The sequence below is a fragment of the Pontiella desulfatans genome, assembly GCF_900890425.1.
GTDB lineage: Bacteria > Verrucomicrobiota > Kiritimatiellia > Kiritimatiellales > Pontiellaceae > Pontiella > Pontiella desulfatans.
The window spans coordinates 3,218,655-3,237,039 of sequence record NZ_CAAHFG010000001.1 but is presented as its reverse complement, the minus strand read 5'-3'; the positions used below and the strand labels follow the sequence as shown (position 1 = coordinate 3,237,039).

Annotated in this window: 19 protein-coding genes; 17 read left to right on the top strand and 2 right to left on the bottom strand. The window is 57.9% G+C overall.

The genetic code is table 11. The features are described from left to right. The first annotated feature begins 147 nt into the window (after positions 1-147). The 9 genes from E9954_RS11405 (at position 148) to E9954_RS11365 (ending at position 10,540) form a co-directional block, all read left to right on the top strand. A complete protein-coding gene (locus E9954_RS11405) occupies positions 148-915 on the top strand; it encodes a cupin domain-containing protein (protein WP_136079294.1) in 768 nt (255 codons plus the stop codon). 122 nt (positions 916-1,037) lie between these two features. Beyond that, positions 1,038-1,382, top strand: coding sequence for a hypothetical protein (locus E9954_RS11400; protein WP_136079293.1), 345 nt, complete (start codon positions 1,038-1,040; stop codon positions 1,380-1,382). Between the two features lie 32 nt (positions 1,383-1,414). Further along, complete coding sequence (locus tag E9954_RS11395) at positions 1,415-2,401, top strand: dihydroxyacetone kinase subunit DhaK (protein WP_136079292.1); 987 nt, start codon at positions 1,415-1,417, stop codon at positions 2,399-2,401. Positions 2,402-2,415: 14 nt separating this feature from the next. Further along, a complete protein-coding gene (dhaL, locus tag E9954_RS11390) occupies positions 2,416-3,042 on the top strand; it encodes a dihydroxyacetone kinase subunit DhaL (protein WP_168442177.1) in 627 nt (208 codons plus the stop codon). A gap of 25 nt (positions 3,043-3,067) precedes the next feature. Then, positions 3,068-3,943 carry a 3-hydroxy-5-phosphonooxypentane-2,4-dione thiolase gene (gene lsrF / locus E9954_RS11385; RefSeq protein ID WP_136079290.1) on the top strand — a complete coding sequence of 292 codons (876 nt, stop codon included), beginning with the start codon at positions 3,068-3,070 and terminating at the stop codon, positions 3,941-3,943. Positions 3,944-3,961: 18 nt separating this feature from the next. Beyond that, a complete protein-coding gene (locus tag E9954_RS11380; protein ID WP_136079289.1) occupies positions 3,962-5,446 on the top strand; it encodes a sulfatase-like hydrolase/transferase in 1,485 nt (494 codons plus the stop codon). Between the two features lie 10 nt (positions 5,447-5,456). Next, positions 5,457-5,981, top strand: coding sequence for a DUF1097 domain-containing protein (locus E9954_RS11375; RefSeq protein WP_136079288.1), 525 nt, complete (start codon positions 5,457-5,459; stop codon positions 5,979-5,981). Between the two features lie 51 nt (positions 5,982-6,032). Next, a complete protein-coding gene (locus tag E9954_RS11370; protein ID WP_136079287.1) occupies positions 6,033-7,013 on the top strand; it encodes a beta-propeller domain-containing protein in 981 nt (326 codons plus the stop codon). Between the two features lie 11 nt (positions 7,014-7,024). Beyond that, positions 7,025-10,540, top strand: a complete 3,516-nt coding sequence (locus E9954_RS11365; RefSeq protein ID WP_136079286.1) for an SUMF1/EgtB/PvdO family nonheme iron enzyme — start codon at positions 7,025-7,027, stop codon at positions 10,538-10,540. 21 nt (positions 10,541-10,561) lie between these two features. Here E9954_RS11365 and E9954_RS11360 read toward each other — a convergent pair whose 3' ends face one another. Further along, complete coding sequence (locus E9954_RS11360) at positions 10,562-11,764, bottom strand: adenosine deaminase family protein (protein ID WP_136079285.1); 1,203 nt, start codon at positions 11,762-11,764, stop codon at positions 10,562-10,564. Between the two features lie 46 nt (positions 11,765-11,810). Between E9954_RS11360 and E9954_RS11355 the strand changes: the two genes are divergently transcribed. The 5 genes from E9954_RS11355 (at position 11,811) to E9954_RS11335 (ending at position 15,357) form a co-directional block, all read left to right on the top strand. Beyond that, on the top strand, positions 11,811-12,632 hold the full coding sequence (locus E9954_RS11355) for a lipoate--protein ligase family protein (RefSeq protein ID WP_136079284.1): 822 nt from the start codon (positions 11,811-11,813) through the stop codon (positions 12,630-12,632). A gap of 62 nt (positions 12,633-12,694) precedes the next feature. Next, positions 12,695-13,174, top strand: coding sequence for a hypothetical protein (locus E9954_RS11350; protein ID WP_136079283.1), 480 nt, complete (start codon positions 12,695-12,697; stop codon positions 13,172-13,174). After that, entirely contained in the window at positions 13,174-13,446 is a 273-nt protein-coding gene (locus E9954_RS11345) for an HPr family phosphocarrier protein (protein ID WP_136079282.1), read from the top strand. The genes E9954_RS11350 and E9954_RS11345 overlap by 1 nt, the downstream gene beginning before the upstream one ends. A gap of 228 nt (positions 13,447-13,674) precedes the next feature. Beyond that, positions 13,675-14,745 (top strand): class II fructose-bisphosphate aldolase, encoded by a 1,071-nt coding sequence (fbaA, locus tag E9954_RS11340; protein WP_136079281.1) that lies wholly within the window; start codon positions 13,675-13,677, stop codon positions 14,743-14,745. 159 nt (positions 14,746-14,904) lie between these two features. After that, positions 14,905-15,357, top strand: a complete 453-nt coding sequence (locus E9954_RS11335) for a thioredoxin family protein (RefSeq protein WP_222847154.1) — start codon at positions 14,905-14,907, stop codon at positions 15,355-15,357. 523 nt (positions 15,358-15,880) lie between these two features. Here E9954_RS11335 and E9954_RS11330 read toward each other — a convergent pair. Continuing rightward, positions 15,881-16,639 (bottom strand): IclR family transcriptional regulator, encoded by a 759-nt coding sequence (locus tag E9954_RS11330; RefSeq protein WP_136079280.1) that lies wholly within the window; start codon positions 16,637-16,639, stop codon positions 15,881-15,883. 89 nt (positions 16,640-16,728) lie between these two features. On the opposite strand from E9954_RS11330, the gene E9954_RS11325 reads away from it, so the two are divergent. The 3 genes from E9954_RS11325 (at position 16,729) to E9954_RS11315 (ending at position 18,376) form a co-directional block, all read left to right on the top strand. After that, entirely contained in the window at positions 16,729-16,995 is a 267-nt protein-coding gene (locus tag E9954_RS11325; RefSeq protein ID WP_136079279.1) for a hypothetical protein, read from the top strand. Between the two features lie 48 nt (positions 16,996-17,043). Then, entirely contained in the window at positions 17,044-17,427 is a 384-nt protein-coding gene (locus E9954_RS11320; protein ID WP_136079278.1) for a VOC family protein, read from the top strand. Positions 17,428-17,503: 76 nt separating this feature from the next. After that, positions 17,504-18,376 (top strand): DUF4861 family protein, encoded by an 873-nt coding sequence (locus E9954_RS11315; RefSeq protein WP_136079277.1) that lies wholly within the window; start codon positions 17,504-17,506, stop codon positions 18,374-18,376. Positions 18,377-18,385: the final 9 nt, after the last annotated feature.

The window sequence follows — 18,385 nt, the reverse complement described above, 5'->3', positions numbered from 1 at the left end:
TCCGTTTTCGAAGGGCGCCCGTGCTTGATGATCCGCCCGGATGGATCCCGCCGCGCTGTCCGCGCATTTTTCATGTCCAATTTGTTTTACAAACGCCGTTTGTAATATAGATTGTCAACCTGTTTATACATAGAGAAAGGGACAACCATGAGAGAGTATTCGAAAACGCAGGGGGCAATGGCGATTGCGGCGGCAGTTGGCGTGGCAGCGGTTTTGTCCGGTTGCGTAACGGGTTCCGCGGAATCCACAGGGAAAGGAAATGCGATGGAAAGCTATTATGAAGACGGTGCGCTTAGCGTGGAAAAGGTCAAGCAGGCCTATTTCGAAATGTTCGAGCGTTTCAACTATCCCGTGCCGGATGTGTTGAAGACCGACGAGTTCTGGGTGTGCGACTTTGACCAGGGCGATGTGCTTGCGCTGGGCATGGGCGGCATCTTCTGGCTCAACGAAAAGGGCGAATATAAATCGACGGGCGCAGGCCAATACAACGGCGCGTTCAAGGACGACCACTTTGGTTACCTGATGCACGAAATCTATCTGCTGCCGGGCCAGACCCTTCCCGAGCATAGCCACCTGGGCGGGCCGGAAGGCTATGCCCCGAAAATGGAAGCCTGGCAGGTGCGCTATGGCGACGTCCGCTTCTACGGCGAGCACAAGCATGGCGATGAGATGGAAATCGGCGAGCTGCCCGAGGACGAACGTCCGTGGGGTTACGGCGAGGATTGGTTCAAATCGAAATATGTTACCCATCGCGATTCGAAAAAGAACATCATGTACAAGCTGCAGGATCCCGAAGCGTGGCACGGCATTATTGCCGGCAAGGACGGCGCCATCATTACCGAGGGCGCGACCTACCACAACCACGTCCATTTCAGCAAGCCGGGCATGGAGTTCAAGAACACGGGTGCGGAGTAGGATTTAAACCACGAAATGCACGAATTACACGAAACGGATTCTCAGGACAGGTTTCGTGTATTTCGTGGTTGGAACCATTTGTTAGATCAGTGCGGAAGCAATTAAACACAGGGGAAATGAACATGAAGAAAACATTCAGCCATGTGGGGATTCCCACGACCGAGTCGAAAAAAGGCGAAAACTACAGCGCCGACATGAAGCTGTTCATCACCGATTTTTCGCAAAGCGAAAACAACATCGAGTGGTTGCGCTTCGACGCCGACTGCGAAATGCCCAGGGAGATCCAGGAGCATACGCATGTTGCCTATGCGGTTGAAAACCTCGAGGAAGCCATTGCGGGACAGAAGGTCATTCTGGAGCCGTGCGCCATCAGCGATACGCTTCGCATCGCCTTCATTGTCGATGCCGAAGGTTGCCCGGTTGAATTCATGGAATTCTCAGGCGAAGCCGCAGGAACCGCATACTAAACCCGAATCGATATAAGGAAGGTGTTGAGACCATGAAAAAATTCATCAATAACCCGGAAGAACTCACCAAGGAACTGCTGGAAGGCATGTGCATGGCCTATCCGCACAAGGTAAAGCTGGAGCAGGAAAAGCTGGTTTGCCGCGCAACGCCGAAAGCGGCGGATAAAGTGGCGCTGGTCTCTCTGGGCGGTACGGGCCACGAGCCAGCCGTGCAAGGTTTTGTTGGCGACGGAATGCTCGATGTCTGCGCGGCCGGCGATATTTGGGCGGCCCCTGGCCCGCCCACGCTGCTTGAAGCACTTAAAACGGTGAAGCGCGATGCCGGTACCCTGCTGATTACACTCAACCACGCGGGCGATGTGATGAGCGCCCAAATGGCCAAGCAGATGGCCGAGATGGAAGGCATCAAAGTGGTTGAAGTGATCACCAACGAAGAGATCCGCCCGACCGAAGAGGAAGAGGGCCGTGGTCTCGGCGGCTGCTTCTTTGTCAGCAAAATCGCCGGTGCGGCGGCGGAACGTGGCGATAGCCTCGACGACGTGGTTCGCATTGCCAACAAGGTCAACGACCAGTGCGCCACCATTGCAGTTCTTTCCGAGCTGGCCACGCATCCTTCAACGGGCGGGGTTTGCGGCTCGTTGGCGGAGGACGAAATGGAAATCTGCGCCGGCCAGCATGGCGAAGGCGGCGGCGTGGTCGTGAAAATGGCGAGCGCCAAGGAGACGGCGGAGCTGCTTGCTGAAAAAATCGTGGCGAAGCTCGGGCTGGAATCCGGCGACGAGATTGCCCTGATTGTCAATGGCTCCGGCAAGACCACGCTGATGGAGCTCTATGTTTCCTTCCGCGATGCCAAACTGTTCTTTGAAGGAAAAGGGATCGACGTGGCGCGTGGGCATGCAGGCGATGTTCTGACGGTTCAGGAAGCAGGGGGCTATCAGCTGATCGCACTGAAACTCGACGACGAGCTCAAGACGCTGTGGGATGCTCCGTGCGACACCCCCGGCTACACCGTTCGCTAAGCGAGATGGATACGATGTCTATTTTTACGAAACAGAATCTGGCGGACATGCTGAAAAACGCGGCCGCCGTGATTGCGCAGCAGCACGAAAGCCTGTCGGAACTCGATGCCGCCACCGGCGATGGCGACCATGGGGTCACCATCAACCGCACCATGAAGGCGGTCAGTGCGGCGGTCGATGAATCCGCCGAACTGCCGCTGGCCGATTTCATGAAGAAGGTGGCCATGAAGGTGATGATGTGCGACGGCGGTTCCACCAGTCCGTTGCTAGGCTCCTACTTCATGGGGTTTGCCAACGCGGCGCCGGCGGATGAACTCGATAACGATCAGACCGCCGCTTTTTTTGAAGCGGCGCTGAACGGTTTTTACGGCATCAGCAAGGCCGAGCCGGGCGATAAAACCATGATGGATGCATTGCGGCCGGCCACCGAAACGCTGGCTGCCGAACTGCGCGCCGGGGCGGAGCCCAAGGCGGCCTTCGAAGCCGCGGCGGTTGCTGCATCCGAAGGCGCTGAAAAAACAAAGGGGTACGTGGCTAAGTTCGGGCGGGCCCGAACGATGGGCGAGCGTGCCATTGGGCACAAGGATGCCGGGGCAACGAGCTTCGCGCTGATTTTCGGCGCGTTTGCGGAAGCAATCTAACAAAGGATAGAAAAGGAGAAAAACAATGGCAGATTTAGATGATTTGAGGGATGGAAACGATTTCGGCTTGGACAAGCCGGTTGAGCAGGGCGGCTTCTACATGAAGGGCTGCGATAACAACAGCTGGGGATTCAAGGATCGCTTGTCGCGCATCTTCCGCCCCGACACGGGACGGAGCGTCATGCTGGCGTTCGACCACGGCTTCATCATGGGCCCGACCTCCGGCGTGGAGCGCATCGACCTGAGCATCCTGCCGCTGGCACCGCATGCCGACTGCCTGATGGCCGCGCGCGGTGTGATCAAGGCCTGCATTCCGCCCACCTACAACAAGCCGATCTGCCTGCGTTCCGACGCGGGGACTTCGATCCTGACCGAGCTCAACCACAATGTGACGATGGACGTGCAGAACGCCGTGGCGCTGAATGCATCCGCCATGGCGATCATGCTGGCGATCGGCGATCCGGCGACGGAAGCCAAGACCATTGCGAACCTCTACAACCTCGTCGACGAGGCCGAAAAATTCGGCATGCCGGTGATGGGTGTGACGGCGGTCGGCAAGGACATGGCGCGCGACGCGCGCTACTTCGGCCTGGCCTCGCGCATCTGCGCGGAAAACGGCGCGAGCATCGTGAAGACCTACTACACCGAAGGTTTCGAAAACGTGGTGGCCTGCTGCCCGGTTCCGATCGTGATTGCCGGCGGCAAGAAGCTGCCCGAACTCGAAGCGCTCGAGCTTTGCTACAAGGCCATCCAGTGCGGCGCCGCCGGTGTGGACATGGGACGCAACGTCTTCCAGTCGGAAGATCCCGTTGCGATGATCCAGGCCGTCGGCGGCGTGGTGCACGATGGGCTGTCGCCGGAAGAAGGCTTCCAGAAGTTCAACGACCTGAAATCCAGGTAACACCAGAGGGAGACTGCCATGCAGCGTTTGAAATATGGACTTTTGGTTGCCGTTGCGGCGAGCTCGATGCTCGCCCAGGCTGTGGGGAAGCGGCCGAATATCCTGTTTATCCTCGCGGATGACCAGTCTCCCTTCGATCTGAAAATGTATAATCCCGAGTCGGAGCTGGACACACCGGTGCTCGACCGGTTGGCGGCCGAGGGGATGATCTTCGATGGCGCGCACCACATGGGCTCGTTCTCGGGCGCGGTCTGCAACCCCTCGCGCCACATGATCATGAGCGGTCGCACGGTCTGGAACCTGCCGCACAGCAAGGGCCCCAAGGGGGGCGGCTGGGTCGGCCAATGTCCGGAGGATCTGGTCGACTACACGATGGCGGCGGTCTTCAACCGGGCGGGCTACGACACGATGCGCACCTGCAAAAAAGGAAACAGCTATGCCGGTGCCAATGGCCAGTTCACCGTCGTGCACGATTCCACCAAGCGCGGCGGAACCGACGAAACCGGCAGTGCGTGGCATGCGAAGCAGGTGCTCGAATACCTGGACCAGCGGGCGGCTTCCAACGATCAAGACCCCTTCCTGATCTATTATGGCTTCTCCCATCCGCACGACACCCGCGACGGAAAGCCGGAGCTGCTCAGGAAATATGGCGCCACCAACCATAAGGATAAGGCTTCGCTGCCCGTCCTGAACCCCGAGCGCCCGGCGCCGGCGCTGCCTTCGAACTATCTGCCGGCGCATCCGTTCCACCATGGCCATCCCGGCCTGCGCGACGAGGAAAAGGTTTCCGGCGTCTGGATGAACCGCGACGAGGCAACCGTCCGCAACGAAGTGGGGCGGGAATTCGCCTGCTCGGAAAACATCGATATCCAGATTGGCGCGGTGCTGGCCAAGCTTGAGGCGATGGGCGAGCTCGACAATACCTATATCTTCTACACGGCCGACCACGGCATCGCGATCGGTCGCCATGGCCTGATGGGCAAGCAAAACCTTTACGAGCACACCTGGCGCGTGCCCTACATCGTGAAAGGCCCCGGCATCAAGCCCGGTTCGCGTTCCAAGGGCAACATCTACCTGCTCGACACGCTGCGCACGATGTGCGATCTGGCGGGCGTCGATGTGCCGGAAGCGACCGAAGGCATCAGCTTCAAGCCGGTGCTGGAAGGGAAAAAGGAACAGGTGCGCGATGTGCTCTACGGCGTCTATTGCGGCGGCACCAAGCCGGGCATGCGCTGCGTGAAAAAGGGCGACTGGAAACTGATTAAATACGATGTGCTCGATGGCAAGGTGCGCGAGACCCAGTTGTTCAACCTCGCTGACAATCCGGAAGAATTTATCAAGGAGCACAAGGGGCTGGCCAACGCGAAACCGAAAGCCAACCAGGTCAACCTGGCCGGCGATCCGAAGTATGCGGGCAAGCTCAAGGAGATGGAGGCTTTGCTGCTCGCGGAGCAACGCCGTTTGAACGACCCGTACCGTTTGTGGAATCAGCCACAGGATTAAAGGAGCCTCAATGAAGATGATTAAATTTTTACCGCACGCAGGCATTATCGCCGTGCTCGCGGGAGTGATGCAGTTCATGGATATCAAGATTGCGCTCTTTTGCGCGTGGGTCGGTTTCGCCGCCTGGGCCTGTTATTTCCTTAACGGGTGCACCATCAAGGGTGGCCTGAAGGTCATCGGGTGCTGGGTGGCGGGCGTGATTGCCTCGGTGGGGATCATTGAGCTCGGGAAATTCCTGACCGGCACGTTTGGAGGCAACGCGGCGGTGGGATTCCCGGTCGCCGTTTCGCTCATTGCGTTTCTCGTGATCCTGTTCGAAAAGGTTCCGGCGCTGGATTTCATCCCCGGTTGGTTTGTGGGTGCGGCCTGCTTCTTTGGCTACAACACGATTGCCGAAGGCAACTATGCCGTGTCGGTTCCGGTGATTCTCGTTTCCTGCGTCATTGGCCAGGTGTTCGGATATGTGACGGTTGCGCTGCGTACGGCGTATGCCAAGGCTTCCGAACCCGTCGCCGAGGCGGAAGCTGCCAGCTAGGCCGCCGGTTCGCCGGTTGAATGCAATAAATCTACAACTTGGGGTGAGGGTATGAACCTGCGACGCGGGATGTTGAAAAGCGGTGTTTGTACGGCTTTGTTCTTATTGGTGGGCGGGACCTTGGCGGAACCGGTGTCCCATCCTTTCTTTGTCTGCGGCTGGAAAAGCGGGGGCCCGGCGCTCTACGACGCCGGCTTCACCAAGCGCTGGCAGCTCGACTCGCCGGATGAGCTGAGCGATGGCTGGGTGCTTCCGGACGGCGGGATGGTCTACAGCTTTTCAAGGCGCAAGGAAGGCATTGCCGGCGTGGTGCGGCTGGATCGGAAAAAAAACATTCAGTGGGAATACCGTGTTCCGCAGGGGCACGACAACCATTCCTGCCAGCCGCTGCCGCACGGCGGCTTCCTGCTGGGCGAGTGCGGCAAGGACGGGCTCTGGATGCTGGAAATCGACCGGCGCGGCAAGGAGCTCAAGCGCGTCAAGGTGGCCGATGCGCCAAAGGATATCCACCACGCCTTCCGCGCGGTGCGCAAGACCCCGCAGGGCACCTATCTCGGCACGCTCATGAAGGGCGCGGGCCAGCTGGCGGGCGGGCATGCCTACGAGTGGGATGCCAGCGGCAAACTGCTCCGCACCTTCCCCTCGGGGTCGTTCCACGCGGTGCGCCTGGCGAACGGCAACACGTTGGTTTCCGAAGGGCATGGCCTCGAAGGCCGGGTGCTGACGGAATATGCCCCCGATGATTCCATCGTCTGGGCGCTGGCAGAGGACGACCTGAAGGCGGCCGGGCTGAGCGTCGGCATGGTTTGCGGGTTCCAGCGCCTGCCGAACGGCAACACCGTGGTTTCCAATGTCGCGCATGGAAAAAAACCGCTCGGCCTGGACGGGGGCGAAAAACCAAAGGCATTCGAAGTGAACGAGGCGAAAGAGGTTGTCTGGAAAGTGCCCGCGTCAACGTCTCCTCATAATATGGGGTCGATCCAGGTTTTGGATGCCCAGCAAGATGCATTCAAGGGAACCGTTTTCCGCTAAAAAGGCAAGATATGAAAAAAGCAGCTTTGATATTGGGTTTTATGATGGGGTGGGTTGCCGCAATCCCGCTCCATGCCGTGGAGTGCACACTGGGCGATTGGTATGTCTCGAAGGAGCTCAAGGTGGACACCTGGGCCGGATCGTACCAGGCCGCGGTGAAGGCCCCCGACCAATGGGAAAAGCTGGGCGATTGGCCTTTCGGCAAGAGCAAGAAGTTTTCCAACGAGGAGGGCAGCGTTTTTGCGATCGTGGAGCTGACCTCCGACTCGGACGCCGTCCAGGATATCGACGTTTCGGGGGTCGATGCCATTCGACTCAACGGGATTGAGATTGCCGAGGCGGGATCCTGTTTTTCCCTGAAACTCAAGAAGGGGATCAATACGCTGGAGATCGAGGTCGAGAAGAACACCCGGAAAGGGAGGTCCAAGAAAGTTGCGCTTTACAAGGACCAGGTGGATGCAACCCTTCCGGCCGCCTCCGAAATGATTGGAAGCGCGCGGCTGGCCATCGAATTTTTGGGCGGGAAATATGCATCGTACAACGCGAAGGGCTATTTGAAGGAGCTCGCCAAGCTGGAGGCCGGAAACGCTTCGCCGGAAGAGGTGGCCCGGTTCCGCTACAAGGCGCTGGTGATCGACAATCCCGAGGTTTCGTTTGATACGATCCTGTTCCGCAGCTCGAAGTCCGCCAAGTTTCCGTCCAACTGGCAGGGGAATTCCACGCTGCTGCGCCGCGGGGGGAAGGAGAGCCAGCCGAATTTCAACGATGCGTTCCAACTCTTGAGCCTGAAGGATGAATCCATCAAGACCCTGTACCGCCCGGAGGAGGCCCGCGAAGGGCTGATGGATATCTGCCTCGATTTTTCCGGGGATAAATTCCTCTATTCCGGCATCGACCTCGAAAGCAACACCTTCCAGGTCTACGAGATGAAGCTGGATGGAACCGCCCGCCGCCAGGTTACGCCGGTGATGCCGGAGATCGACAACTACAACGGGGTCTACCTGCCGAACGGCAAGATTCTGTTTTGTTCGACGGCCTCGCTCAACTCCGTCCCTTGTGTCGGCGGCTCCGACTATGTGGGCACGCTCTATGAGATCAATGCCAATGGAACCGGCATGCGCCAGGTGGCCTTCGACCAGGAAAACGACTGGTATCCGTGGGTGAAGGAAAACGGACGGGTGATGTATTCGCGCTGGGAATACACCGATAACTCGCACTATTTCACCCGCATCCTGCTCGAGATGAATCCGGACGGAACCGCCAACCGCTCGATCTACGGATCGAACTCCTACTGGCCCAATACCCTGTTCTATGCCAAGCAGATCCCCGGGCATTCCTCCAAGTTTGCCGCCATCGTGTCGGGGCACCATGGAACCGCCCGTGCCGGCGAACTGATTATCTTCGACCAGAACAAGGGCGATTTCGAGGCCGATGGCGCGTTGCAGCGTATTCCCGGGCGCGGTCAGAAAGTCGAGCCCGTGATTGTGGACAACTACATGAACGGGAAATGGCCGCGCTTTTTGCACCCGTATCCGTTGAGCGAGGATTTCTTCCTGGTCTCGGGGCAGCTCAAACCCAACGAAAAGTGGGGGCTGTATCTGGTGGATACGTTCGACAACCTGATCAAGCTGGGCTCAAGCGATGCATTCATGTTTGAACCGGTTCCGGTGATGGAGCGCAAGCGGCCGCCGGTTATTCCGGATCGACGGAACCCCGACGCCAGCAGCGGAACCCTGTTCATCCAGGATATTTACGAGGGCCCCGGGCTGAAAGGCATTCCGCGCGGCTCGGTGGCCGCCCTGCGGCTGTTCACCTATGGCTATGCCTACCGCCTGAATGGATCGCACGATGCGCTTGCCATCGAAGGCGGGTGGGATACCAAGCGCGTTCTGGGCACCGTTCCGGTCGAGGAAGACGGATCCGTTATGGTAACGGTGCCGCACAGCCGCCCGATCTCCATCCAGCCGCTCGACAAAGAGGGGCGGGCGTTGCAGGTGATGCGAAGCTGGACGGTCGCCCAGCCGGGCGAAATTGTTTCCTGTGTGGGATGCCATGAGCCCAGCAATGCCGCGCCGCTCTCCCGCCCGGCCCTCGCAACGCGGAAGGCGCCGCAAAGAATCACCCCCTGGACCCAGGAAAAAATGCCCTACGGATTTGGCTTCAAACACGAGATCCAGCCCATTCTCGATACCTACTGCGTGGGATGCCACGATGGACGGAAGCCGGAGCGCCCGAATTTCAAGGACGACTCCGAGCAACGGTTTAATGCCAAGGCCAACTTCGGGAAATCCTACATGGCGCTGCACCCCTATGTGCGCCGCCCGGGGCCGGAGAGCAATCTGCACATTCTCGAGCCCATGGAATACCACACCTCGACCAGTCCGCTCTTCCAGCTGCTCGAAAAGGGGCACTATGGCGTGCAGCTGGACGACGCCTCGATGCGCCAGCTGGTCACCTGGGTCGACCTGAACGTGCCGTACCACGCCACCTGGACGGAGGTCAACAGCAGCGACAAAACGCTCGAAACCGCCGCGCTCACCATGAAGTACAAGAAGCAATTCAGCGGCATCAACGACAACATCGAGTGGATGCCGCCGTTGTCGCCCATCCGCCCATCGTTCGTGAAGCCGGAAAGGCAGCGCACCCCGAAGGCGCAGACCCTCGCGGGCTGGCCGTTGGAGCAGCCGGCCAAAGTCGAGAAAAAGACCGTGAAGTTCGGCCGCCATGAATTGACCTTTGTGAAAATCCCCGCCGGAAAATTCGTGATGGGTTCGGTGACGGGTGCGCCGGACGAATTCCCGCAGGCCGTGGTCGGAATCGAGAAACCCTTCTGGATGTCGACCACCGAGATTACCAACGAGCAGCTGCAGGAATTCATGCCGGAGCACGATAGCCAGGTGATCGACCAGCAATGGAAAGACCATATTTATGCCGGCTATCCGGCCAACGAGCCGCAGATGCCGGCCGTCCGCGTGAATTGGAACGACGCCATGGCCTTCACCCAATGGCTCTCCGAAAAAACCGGGGCATCGGTGAACCTGCCCACCGAGGCGCAATGGGAGTGGGCGGCGCGCGCCGGAAGCGACCAGCCGTTCTTTTTCGGGGAAGCCGGTTTTGAGAAGCACGCCAACCTCGCCGATCAAAGCATCGGCCTGCTGGCCGTGCGCGGCGTGAATCCCAAGCCGGTTGCCGAGAAAGCCCGCACCCCGCTCAACGACTTTGTCCCGCGCGACGATTCGTTCAACGACGGCATCATGGTGCCGTCGGGTACCGCCCAGTTTGCGGCGAACCCGTGGGGGCTTCACGATATGCACGGCAACGTGGCCGAATGGACGCGCTCGTCGTACAAACCCTATCCATACAGCGATGCCGACGGTCGCAACGATCTTTCAGCCGATGCCCGCAAGGTTGTTCGTGGCGGCTCGTGGCGCGATCGCCCGCACCGGGCAACGGCATCGTTTCGCCTGCCCTACGAACCCTACCAGCGGGTGTTCAACGTCGGGTTCCGCCTGGTGATCGAGGAATAGCGTTTCCGGGGCAATCCCCGCTCAGCCCAGATGCTGCTTGGCGATGCCGTCGTAGAGGTTGATGGCGCGGCGGACATAGTTGCGCTTGTCGGAATAGGGGCCGGGGAAAAAACTGCGCTTGAACCCGGCCAGGACAAGGTCGCGGAACTGGCTTTTGGTCAGGTCGAGGTGTTCCGAGCAAAGCAACAGCTCTTCGGTCACGCTGGTGTGCGAAACCAGGCGGTTGTCGGTGCTGACGCTAACGGACAGCCCATTGTCGACCATGAGTTGGATCGGGTGGTCGCCCAGGCTTTGAAATTCCGGGATGGTCTGCAGGTTTGAGGTGGGGCAGACCTCGATGGTGATGCGCTGGTTGGCGATGTATTCAATCAGTTGCCCGATATATTTCGATTTGTCCCGGATCGTTTTCAGTTTTATGGCCGCCTCGGAAAACAGGAACGTACCGTGGCCGATGCGGTTGGCATAGCACTCGGTAATCGCCTGGAAAATGGACTCGGGGCCGTAGGCCTCGCCGGCGTGCACGGTCTTTCGCAGGAAATGTTTGTGCGAATAATCAAAGGCTTCCTTGTGGTGGATGGCGGGATAGCCGGCTTCTTCGCCGGCCAGATCGAACCCGACGACCGGAAGGCCTTCGTCGCGTAGTTTGACGGCTTCCTTGGCAAGCCCGAGCGACGCGCGGGCATAGGTGTAGCGGATGTTGGTTTTGCCGACGCGGTTGATGAGCCGGTCGTAGTAGGGCGACATCTGGCGGTTGAAGCGCCGCATGGCGCACAGGATGACGCCGCACTCGAACGGCATGTCGTTCTCCGCCACCGAGGCGTTGAGGTGTTGTTTGGCCCTCCCAAGTCCCCGGCAGACGGCCCGGACGACGTCGCCAATTTCGGTGCCGTGGGTGATGTGCAGCTGCGGGGCGAAGCGCACTTCGATGTAGCGGACGCCCTCGGCATGCGAATCCTCGGCCAGCTCGAACGCGGCGCGTTCGAGGTTTTCGTGGTTTTGCAGCACGCCGACGGTGTAGGCGAAGCCGGCCAGGTATTCGCCCAGGTTGGCGTAGCGTTCCTTGAACACCAGCTCATTCAGGCCGGCCTCCTCGTAGGAGGGCAGTCCAACCTTCCCGGCCTTCGCCATTTCAATGAGGCTTTGCAGGCGCAACGAGCCATCGAGATGCAGGTGCAGGTCGGTCTTCGGGATTTTTCGAATGAATTGTTCAGTGATCTTTGACATTGTTGCGCTACTTTAGCCGCCAACAAGAAACCGGACAAAATAAAAAATGCTGATAGTTGAATCCCAGAGCCTGGACGTCTACCGCAACCTGGCGATCGAACAATATCTCATGGATACGGTGCACGACCAGGGGCCGGTGCTGTTCCTTTGGAGGAGCGAGTGCGCGGTGGTGATGGGCAAGAACCAGAATCCGTGGCGCGAATGCCGGCTGGACCTGATGGAGCAGGAGGGCGTTCCGCTGGCGCGGCGCATTTCGGGGGGCGGCACGGTTTATCACGATACGGGCAACTTGAACTATTGCGTAATCGTCGGGCGTGAGGAATATCGCGAGGAGCGGGCCTATGAAATGGTTTTCCATGCCTTGGAAACCTTCGGCGTCCGGGCCGAGAGGACGGGCAAGAGCAATCTGAGCGTGGACGGGCTGAAGTTTTCGGGAAATGCATTCGCGTTTCGCCAGGGGAGGGCGCTGCACCACGGAACATTGCTGCTCAATACGGATATGGAACGGCTCGGCCGCTATCTGGGAACCATGCTGGAGGGCATTCAAACCCATGCGATTGCCTCCGTCCCCGCATCGGTGGCAAACTTGGGGCTCGATCTCCCGTCCGTTGCCGATGCGCTGAAAAAAAGCTTCGGCATTTTCTATGGCAATGGCGGAATTCCCCGGTTTTTGGACGATGAATTTCCGCAGTCGGGCATTCGCGGGTTGGTCGATCTCCAGCAGTCCGACGTTTGGCGCTACGGCGCGACTCCGCGGTTTTCTTTGCAAATCAACGGGTTGCCGATGGAGGTGGTCCGGGGGATGGTTGTGGCCGGGGATGCCGCCGGAATGCCGTTCAAGGATATTGCGTTTTCCTTGGTTTGCTAGGTTGACTAAAAGGGGTTAAATACTTAGATTGTAGTCCGAAACCTACGATATGGAGGCATTACATGAAGGTGTTGGCTAAGTTTTTTGTTTTTGTAACCATCGCGACCGTGATTGCTGGGTGTGCCAGCGACACGGCCTATATCCCGCGCATCCCCCCGGAAGCGCAGGCTAAATTGCTCGATTATTTTGAAAAACCCGATAACAAGGTGTTCATCATTGCCATCGATCCGGGCGGCGACTTTGCCTATGCCTACGACTATGGCAAGTCGACCCTCAAGGAAGCCGCCCGCGTTGCGGTTAAGAAATGCGACGAAAGCCGCAATGACAATGGAATCATTGCCCGTCCCTACATCTACGCGATGAACAACGAGGTCGTTTATGAAAAAATGATCCGTTCCGCGCAGAAGAGCGGTAATGTTGAACAAGAGCGTGAAGCCCAGAAGCAAGAGCTTGAGCAGGTGGATGAGGCCGAGAATCCCGAAGCCGTCAAAGAGCTCGAAGCCGAAGACGCTTCGGCTGCAGAGCCAGTTGAAGAGATGTAATGTTCGAAGCTCAGGCAGTCGTTCAAAACGAGGCCGGCATCCATTGCCGGCCTTCTGCTATTCTGGTCCGGGAAGGCTCGGCCTATTCCGGCGAGATCCTCGTGAAGGCCGCCAGCGGCGCATGCACCCTGACCTCCGCCCTTGAATGCATCATGCTGGGGCTGGAAAAGGGAGCCGAAGTAACCATCCAGGTGACCGGCCCCGATGAAGACGGGTTTGGCAAAAAGCTTGTTGAGCTCTTTGAAACCCACTTCGACTTTCCCCCGCAGTAGCCGGTTCCTCCGGAGCCGGCCTAGAGTGGGGGAAGCGGTGAGGGGGCGAGTGGGGGATGATTCTCCCTGTCTCCGATTCCCCCCGTCTCCCACTCATGTTTTATCCCCCTCATATAATCCCCCACCGGGGTTGACCCCCGTTCGTTTACTGGTATAGTTCCCGCGAATTTTTGCCAAATACATTGGCTTTAAAGAATAATCCAACCCCATAACCAGGAAGGAAATATCATGTCTACTAAGGTTCTTGACGCTGTAAAACCCGGTGTTCTGTTTGGTGACGACGTTGCCAAGGTGTTCCAGATTGCCAAGGAAAACAAATTCGCCCTGCCGGCCGTCAACGTTGTTGGCTCCGACTCCATCAACGGGGTTCTCGAAGCGGCTGCTTCGGTCAACTCCCCCGTAATCATCCAGTTCTCCAACGGTGGTGCCGCCTTCACCGCTGGTAAAGGTTGCCCGGCCAACGGCGCGGCTCTCGGTGCAATCTCCGGTGCCCAGCACGTTCACATGATGGCCGAAGCCTATGGCGTTCCGGTAATCCTTCACACCGACCATGCGGCCAAGAAACTCCTCCCGTGGATCGATGCCCTGCTCGAAGCCGGCGAAAAAATGTTTGAGGAAACCGGCCGCCCGCTATTCTCTTCCCACATGCTCGACCTCTCCGAAGAGTCGCTCGAAGAAAACATCGAGATCTCCGCCAAATACCTGGAGCGCATGTCCAAGATCGGCATGACCCTCGAAATCGAACTCGGCTGCACCGGCGGCGAGGAAGACGGCGTCGATAACTCCGACATGGACGAGTCCAAGCTCTACACCCAGCCCGAAGACGTGGCATACGCTTATGAAAAGCTCTCTGCCATTAGCCCCAACTTCACCATTGCGGCTTCCTTCGGCAACGTGCACGGTGTTTACAAGCCGGGCAATGTTAAGCTGACCCCAACCATCCTGCGCGACTCCCAGGCCTATGTGTCCGAAAAATTCGGCACCGATGCCCAGCCGCTGAACTTCGTGTTCCACGGTGGTTCCGGTTCTTCCCCGGCCGAAATCGAAGAGTCCATCGGATACGGCGTCATCAAGATGAACATCGACACCGACACGCAGTGGGCCACTTGGGAAGGCATCCTGAACTTCTACAAGGCCAACGAAGCCTACCTCCAGGGACAGCTCGGAAACCCGGAAGGCGAAGACAAGCCGAACAAGAAATTCTACGACCCGCGCGTATGGTTGCGCAAGGGCCAGGAAGGTCTCGTCGAGCGCATCAAGCAGGCCTATTCCGACCTCAACGCCGTTGGCGTCAACTAATCTGTTTTCAGATGGGTTGCAAAAAAAGCCGTCCTTCGGGGCGGCTTTTTTTTGTATCGCAAATGAACATATTGCCCGATAGGCTGTCGTTAATGATGTATCTTATGAACTGGCAGTCGGTTGTTTGGTGAAAAATACTAATCCCCCCAGGAGGGCAGCATGAAGAAATGGTTGATGGTAATAGCGGCGGTGGCAATCAGCGCCGGGGCGTTTGCGGCGGACGGTTGGATGACCGACTTTGAAAAAGCCAAGGAGCTGGCAAAGGAACAAAAACGGCACATCCTGATTGATTTCAGCGGGTCCGACTGGTGCGGATGGTGCATCAAGCTCGATAAGGAGGTCTTCTCGAAGCAGGCTTTCAAGGATTATGCAAAAGACAACCTGGTGCTGGTCTTGGCCGATTTCCCGCGCGACAAGTCCAAGCAAAGCAGCGCCCTCCAGAAGCAGAACGAGGAGCTGTCCAAGAAATTCGGCGTTCGCGGATTCCCGACCGTCTTCATTCTCGGACCCGATGGGGAAACCGTGGCTAAGACCGGATACCAGGCCGGCGGTCCCGAAGCCTACGTCACGCACGTCAAGAAACTCATTGCCGACGTCAAACCGGAAAAGTAGACGGATCTTTTCGGAAGACAACATGGGCCATCCTTGAACAGGGTGGCTTTTTTTTTGATCCGTCCATGGAGGCAAAAGTTTCGTGGTGATTCCTTTCCCGCATTTAGGTTCATGAATCTCAAGACTCTGTGTGGAGGGCGAGGTTCCATCCGAGCCGCCCGCCGCCACGCGGGCAGGCTTTCCTGTCTGCCCATCCCGGCCATGAGCAGGCAAGAAAACCCGCTCCACATTTGGAGGGACCGGTTCCGATCCTTGAAAAGAAGGTTCTTCGTGGAATTGTGTGGGGAAAAATGTGCCGTTGGCACATGAGCTATGGATTGCTCCCATAAAAATCTAAGTAAACCCAAAAAAATAGTGAATATCATACTTATGCAAGTATGATGATTTGCTCCCGGCTTCGAGTCGATGATGCTTCTCTTGAAGGGCAGGATTGAAGCGGTTGGTTGGGGAATGCGTGTGCTCGCCCATCCGTGGCGGGGCACTCCTTCCACCTTTCGCACCGCTCGCCGTGTTGGCCCAGGTTCTAGTGCTCGAAGCCCATGTTTGCGGAAATTTCGGCCGCCGCATCCTTGATCTTGGTGGCCATGGTGGAAATCTTTGCCTTGGTGAAGGTGCTGGTGGAGGCGGTGATGCCGACGGCGGCGATGGTTTTGCCAAAGGCGTTCGTGACGGGCGCGGCAATACAGCGTACGCCGAGGACATATTCCTCTTCGTCCATGGCATAACCCTGTTTGCGGGTTTGTTCGATGCTGGCTAGCACGGCTTCCACCGTGGTGTCCGTGTTTGGGGTGTGCGGGGTAAACTCGAGCGTCTGGCAAAACGTTCCCGGCTCGGGAATGCTGAAGGCCAGGAAAACCTTGCCGGTGGAGGAACAGTGCAACTCCACCAGGGTGCCGGGGCGCGAGGCGATGCGAACGGGGTGGGGACTGTCGGCCACTTCGACGAGCATCGATTTGTCGCCATTGAGCATGGCGAGGTGCGACGATTCGCCTGTGTCGGCCGAGAGCGCCTGGAGCGCGGGGCGGGCGAATCCGCGGATATCGAGGTTGTCGAGCGCCTTCACGCCAATCTGCACCAGCGTGGTTCCGAGCGTCAGCTTTCCATCTTCGCTTGCTGCAAGAAAGCCGGCTCCCAGCAGGGTTTGGGTAATGCGGAGCGCGGTCGTTCGGGGGATATCCAGTTTGGCCGAAATGTCCTTCAACAAGCATCCGCCGGGCGTATTGGAGATGAGCTCCTGCACCTCGCACGCCTTCCCAAGGTTGGGGATGTGGTATTTGTTCATGGGTGCAGTCTGTCCATATTTGAATCAAAGTAAAATTTTTTGAACGCAAAAGTTGAGGTGGGAATTGAATCGGAGCAAATTGCACCATCATGGAAAAGAATACCTTTGCTGCATGTGCTTTGCTTCTGTCCTGCCTTACGGCCCCTGCGAACGATGCAGAAATCGTCCGTAAACAATGCATCGAACAGTTCACGTGCGATACCGTGGTCGGGCGCCATCTGGATACGATGCGAACCGATGGAACGTGGGCGGACGTGGACTCTGCAGGCCAACGCCCCAAAATGGTTGTGCTTAAGGGGGGTATGAGGAAGCTGCTCATCGCTGCTAACTCCGCCGTGAAAAATGCTGAAATTTAGGTTGCTCTCAATCACTCTTGCTCCAAGGGTTGCCAAAAAGGAATAAGTATGAAAATCGAACATTTTGCATTTCAGGTTGAGGAACCGGCGGACGTTGCCGCATGGTACGTGGAGCACTTCGGTTTTACGGTTAAGCGTTCAGCGGACGCGCCTGTCCCGGTTCGTTTCCTGGCGGACGAAACGGGCGATGTGATGATCGAAATCTACAACAACCCCGCGGTCGAAACCCCCGACTATGCCTCCATGGATCCGCTGATCCTGCATCTGGCGTTCATCTGCAACGACATCGAGGGGGCCATCGAGCGCCTGATGGATGCAGGCGCAAACCTGCTGACGATGGATGCCACGCCCCATGGCGACACCCTTGCCATGCTGCGCGATCCATGGGGACTGGCCATCCAGCTCTGCCACCGCGCCGCGCCGATGGTGTAGTTCATATTTGAACAATTTTGGCAAAAGTTGAATCGGCCCGTTGCGTTCCGGAAAAAGCGGAGTAAATTACGGGACTATGAAAACTAAAATCCTTATTCCGTTGGTGGCGCTGCTGGGGGTTGTGTTTGCCGCATGCGCCGAGACCCCGAAACCTGCAACCTTCTGCCGCTTTGTTCCGGAGCGCGCGGACGACTTCGCGTGGGAGAACGACAAGATCGCCTTCCGCGCCTATGGCCCGGCGCTGAAAGAAAAGGGCGAGGACAGTGGGTTCGACTGCTGGCTCAAGCGCGTTGATTATCCGATCGTCAACAAGTGGTATAAGGAAAACACCGAGGGCAAGTCCTACCACAAGGATCATGGCGAAGGATACGATCCCTACAAGGTGGGCTCCTCCCGCGGCTGTGGCGGGCTCGCGCTTTGGATCGACGGAAAAATGGAAATCTCCAATGTTTTCACCGATTCAAAGGTCATCAAGTGCACCCCGGAAGAATCCGTCTTTGTGCTGAGCTATGAATACAAGGTCGGCGGCGACACCTACACCGAAGAGAAGGAAATCTCCATCAAGCTGGGCGATCGCCTGTTTAAATCCACCTCCACCTTTAAGAAGAACGGCAAGATTGCGGCAGACCTTCCGATTGCCATCGGGCTGGTGCGGCATCATAAAACGGATCTGGTTTCCAAGGATCTGGAAAAAGGGTGGATGGCCATCTGGGAACCGATGGATGATTCGGAGCTGGGAACGGGCGTGGTGATTGATCCGAAGCGGATCGCAGACTTCCAGCTTTTGGAAACCGGCAAGACGCTCGAAGACCATGCGCTCATCATCACCAAAACCGACGCCGCCGGGCAGCTGGAGTATTATGCTGGCTACGGCTGGAAAAAGGCCGGCGAAATCAAAACGTCCAAGGAGTGGAACACGTACCTGACTGACTTTTCAAAGGGGCTGTAGTGACGGTCG

Excerpts from the sequence above, each read along its gene's own strand:
- E9954_RS11370 (WP_136079287.1), top strand. The coding sequence starts at position 6,033 with ATGAACCTGCGACGCGGGATGTTGAAAAGCGGTGTTTGTACGGCTTTG.
- E9954_RS11360 (WP_136079285.1), bottom strand. The coding sequence starts at position 11,764 with ATGTCAAAGATCACTGAACAATTCATTCGAAAAATCCCGAAGACCGAC.
- E9954_RS11325 (WP_136079279.1), top strand. The coding sequence starts at position 16,729 with ATGGAAAAGAATACCTTTGCTGCATGTGCTTTGCTTCTGTCCTGCCTT.
- E9954_RS11380 (WP_136079289.1), top strand. The coding sequence starts at position 3,962 with ATGCAGCGTTTGAAATATGGACTTTTGGTTGCCGTTGCGGCGAGCTCG.
- E9954_RS11395 (WP_136079292.1), top strand. The coding sequence starts at position 1,415 with ATGAAAAAATTCATCAATAACCCGGAAGAACTCACCAAGGAACTGCTG.
- dhaL (WP_168442177.1), top strand. The coding sequence starts at position 2,416 with ATGTCTATTTTTACGAAACAGAATCTGGCGGACATGCTGAAAAACGCG.
- fbaA (WP_136079281.1), top strand. The coding sequence starts at position 13,675 with ATGTCTACTAAGGTTCTTGACGCTGTAAAACCCGGTGTTCTGTTTGGT.
- E9954_RS11400 (WP_136079293.1), top strand. The coding sequence starts at position 1,038 with ATGAAGAAAACATTCAGCCATGTGGGGATTCCCACGACCGAGTCGAAA.
- E9954_RS11405 (WP_136079294.1), top strand. The coding sequence starts at position 148 with ATGAGAGAGTATTCGAAAACGCAGGGGGCAATGGCGATTGCGGCGGCA.
- lsrF (WP_136079290.1), top strand. The coding sequence starts at position 3,068 with ATGGCAGATTTAGATGATTTGAGGGATGGAAACGATTTCGGCTTGGAC.
- E9954_RS11330 (WP_136079280.1), bottom strand. The coding sequence starts at position 16,639 with ATGAACAAATACCACATCCCCAACCTTGGGAAGGCGTGCGAGGTGCAG.
- E9954_RS11315 (WP_136079277.1), top strand. The coding sequence starts at position 17,504 with ATGAAAACTAAAATCCTTATTCCGTTGGTGGCGCTGCTGGGGGTTGTG.
- E9954_RS11335 (WP_222847154.1), top strand. The coding sequence starts at position 14,905 with ATGAAGAAATGGTTGATGGTAATAGCGGCGGTGGCAATCAGCGCCGGG.
- E9954_RS11350 (WP_136079283.1), top strand. The coding sequence starts at position 12,695 with ATGAAGGTGTTGGCTAAGTTTTTTGTTTTTGTAACCATCGCGACCGTG.
- E9954_RS11320 (WP_136079278.1), top strand. The coding sequence starts at position 17,044 with ATGAAAATCGAACATTTTGCATTTCAGGTTGAGGAACCGGCGGACGTT.
- E9954_RS11365 (WP_136079286.1), top strand. The coding sequence starts at position 7,025 with ATGAAAAAAGCAGCTTTGATATTGGGTTTTATGATGGGGTGGGTTGCC.
- E9954_RS11345 (WP_136079282.1), top strand. The coding sequence starts at position 13,174 with ATGTTCGAAGCTCAGGCAGTCGTTCAAAACGAGGCCGGCATCCATTGC.
- E9954_RS11375 (WP_136079288.1), top strand. The coding sequence starts at position 5,457 with ATGAAGATGATTAAATTTTTACCGCACGCAGGCATTATCGCCGTGCTC.
- E9954_RS11355 (WP_136079284.1), top strand. The coding sequence starts at position 11,811 with ATGCTGATAGTTGAATCCCAGAGCCTGGACGTCTACCGCAACCTGGCG.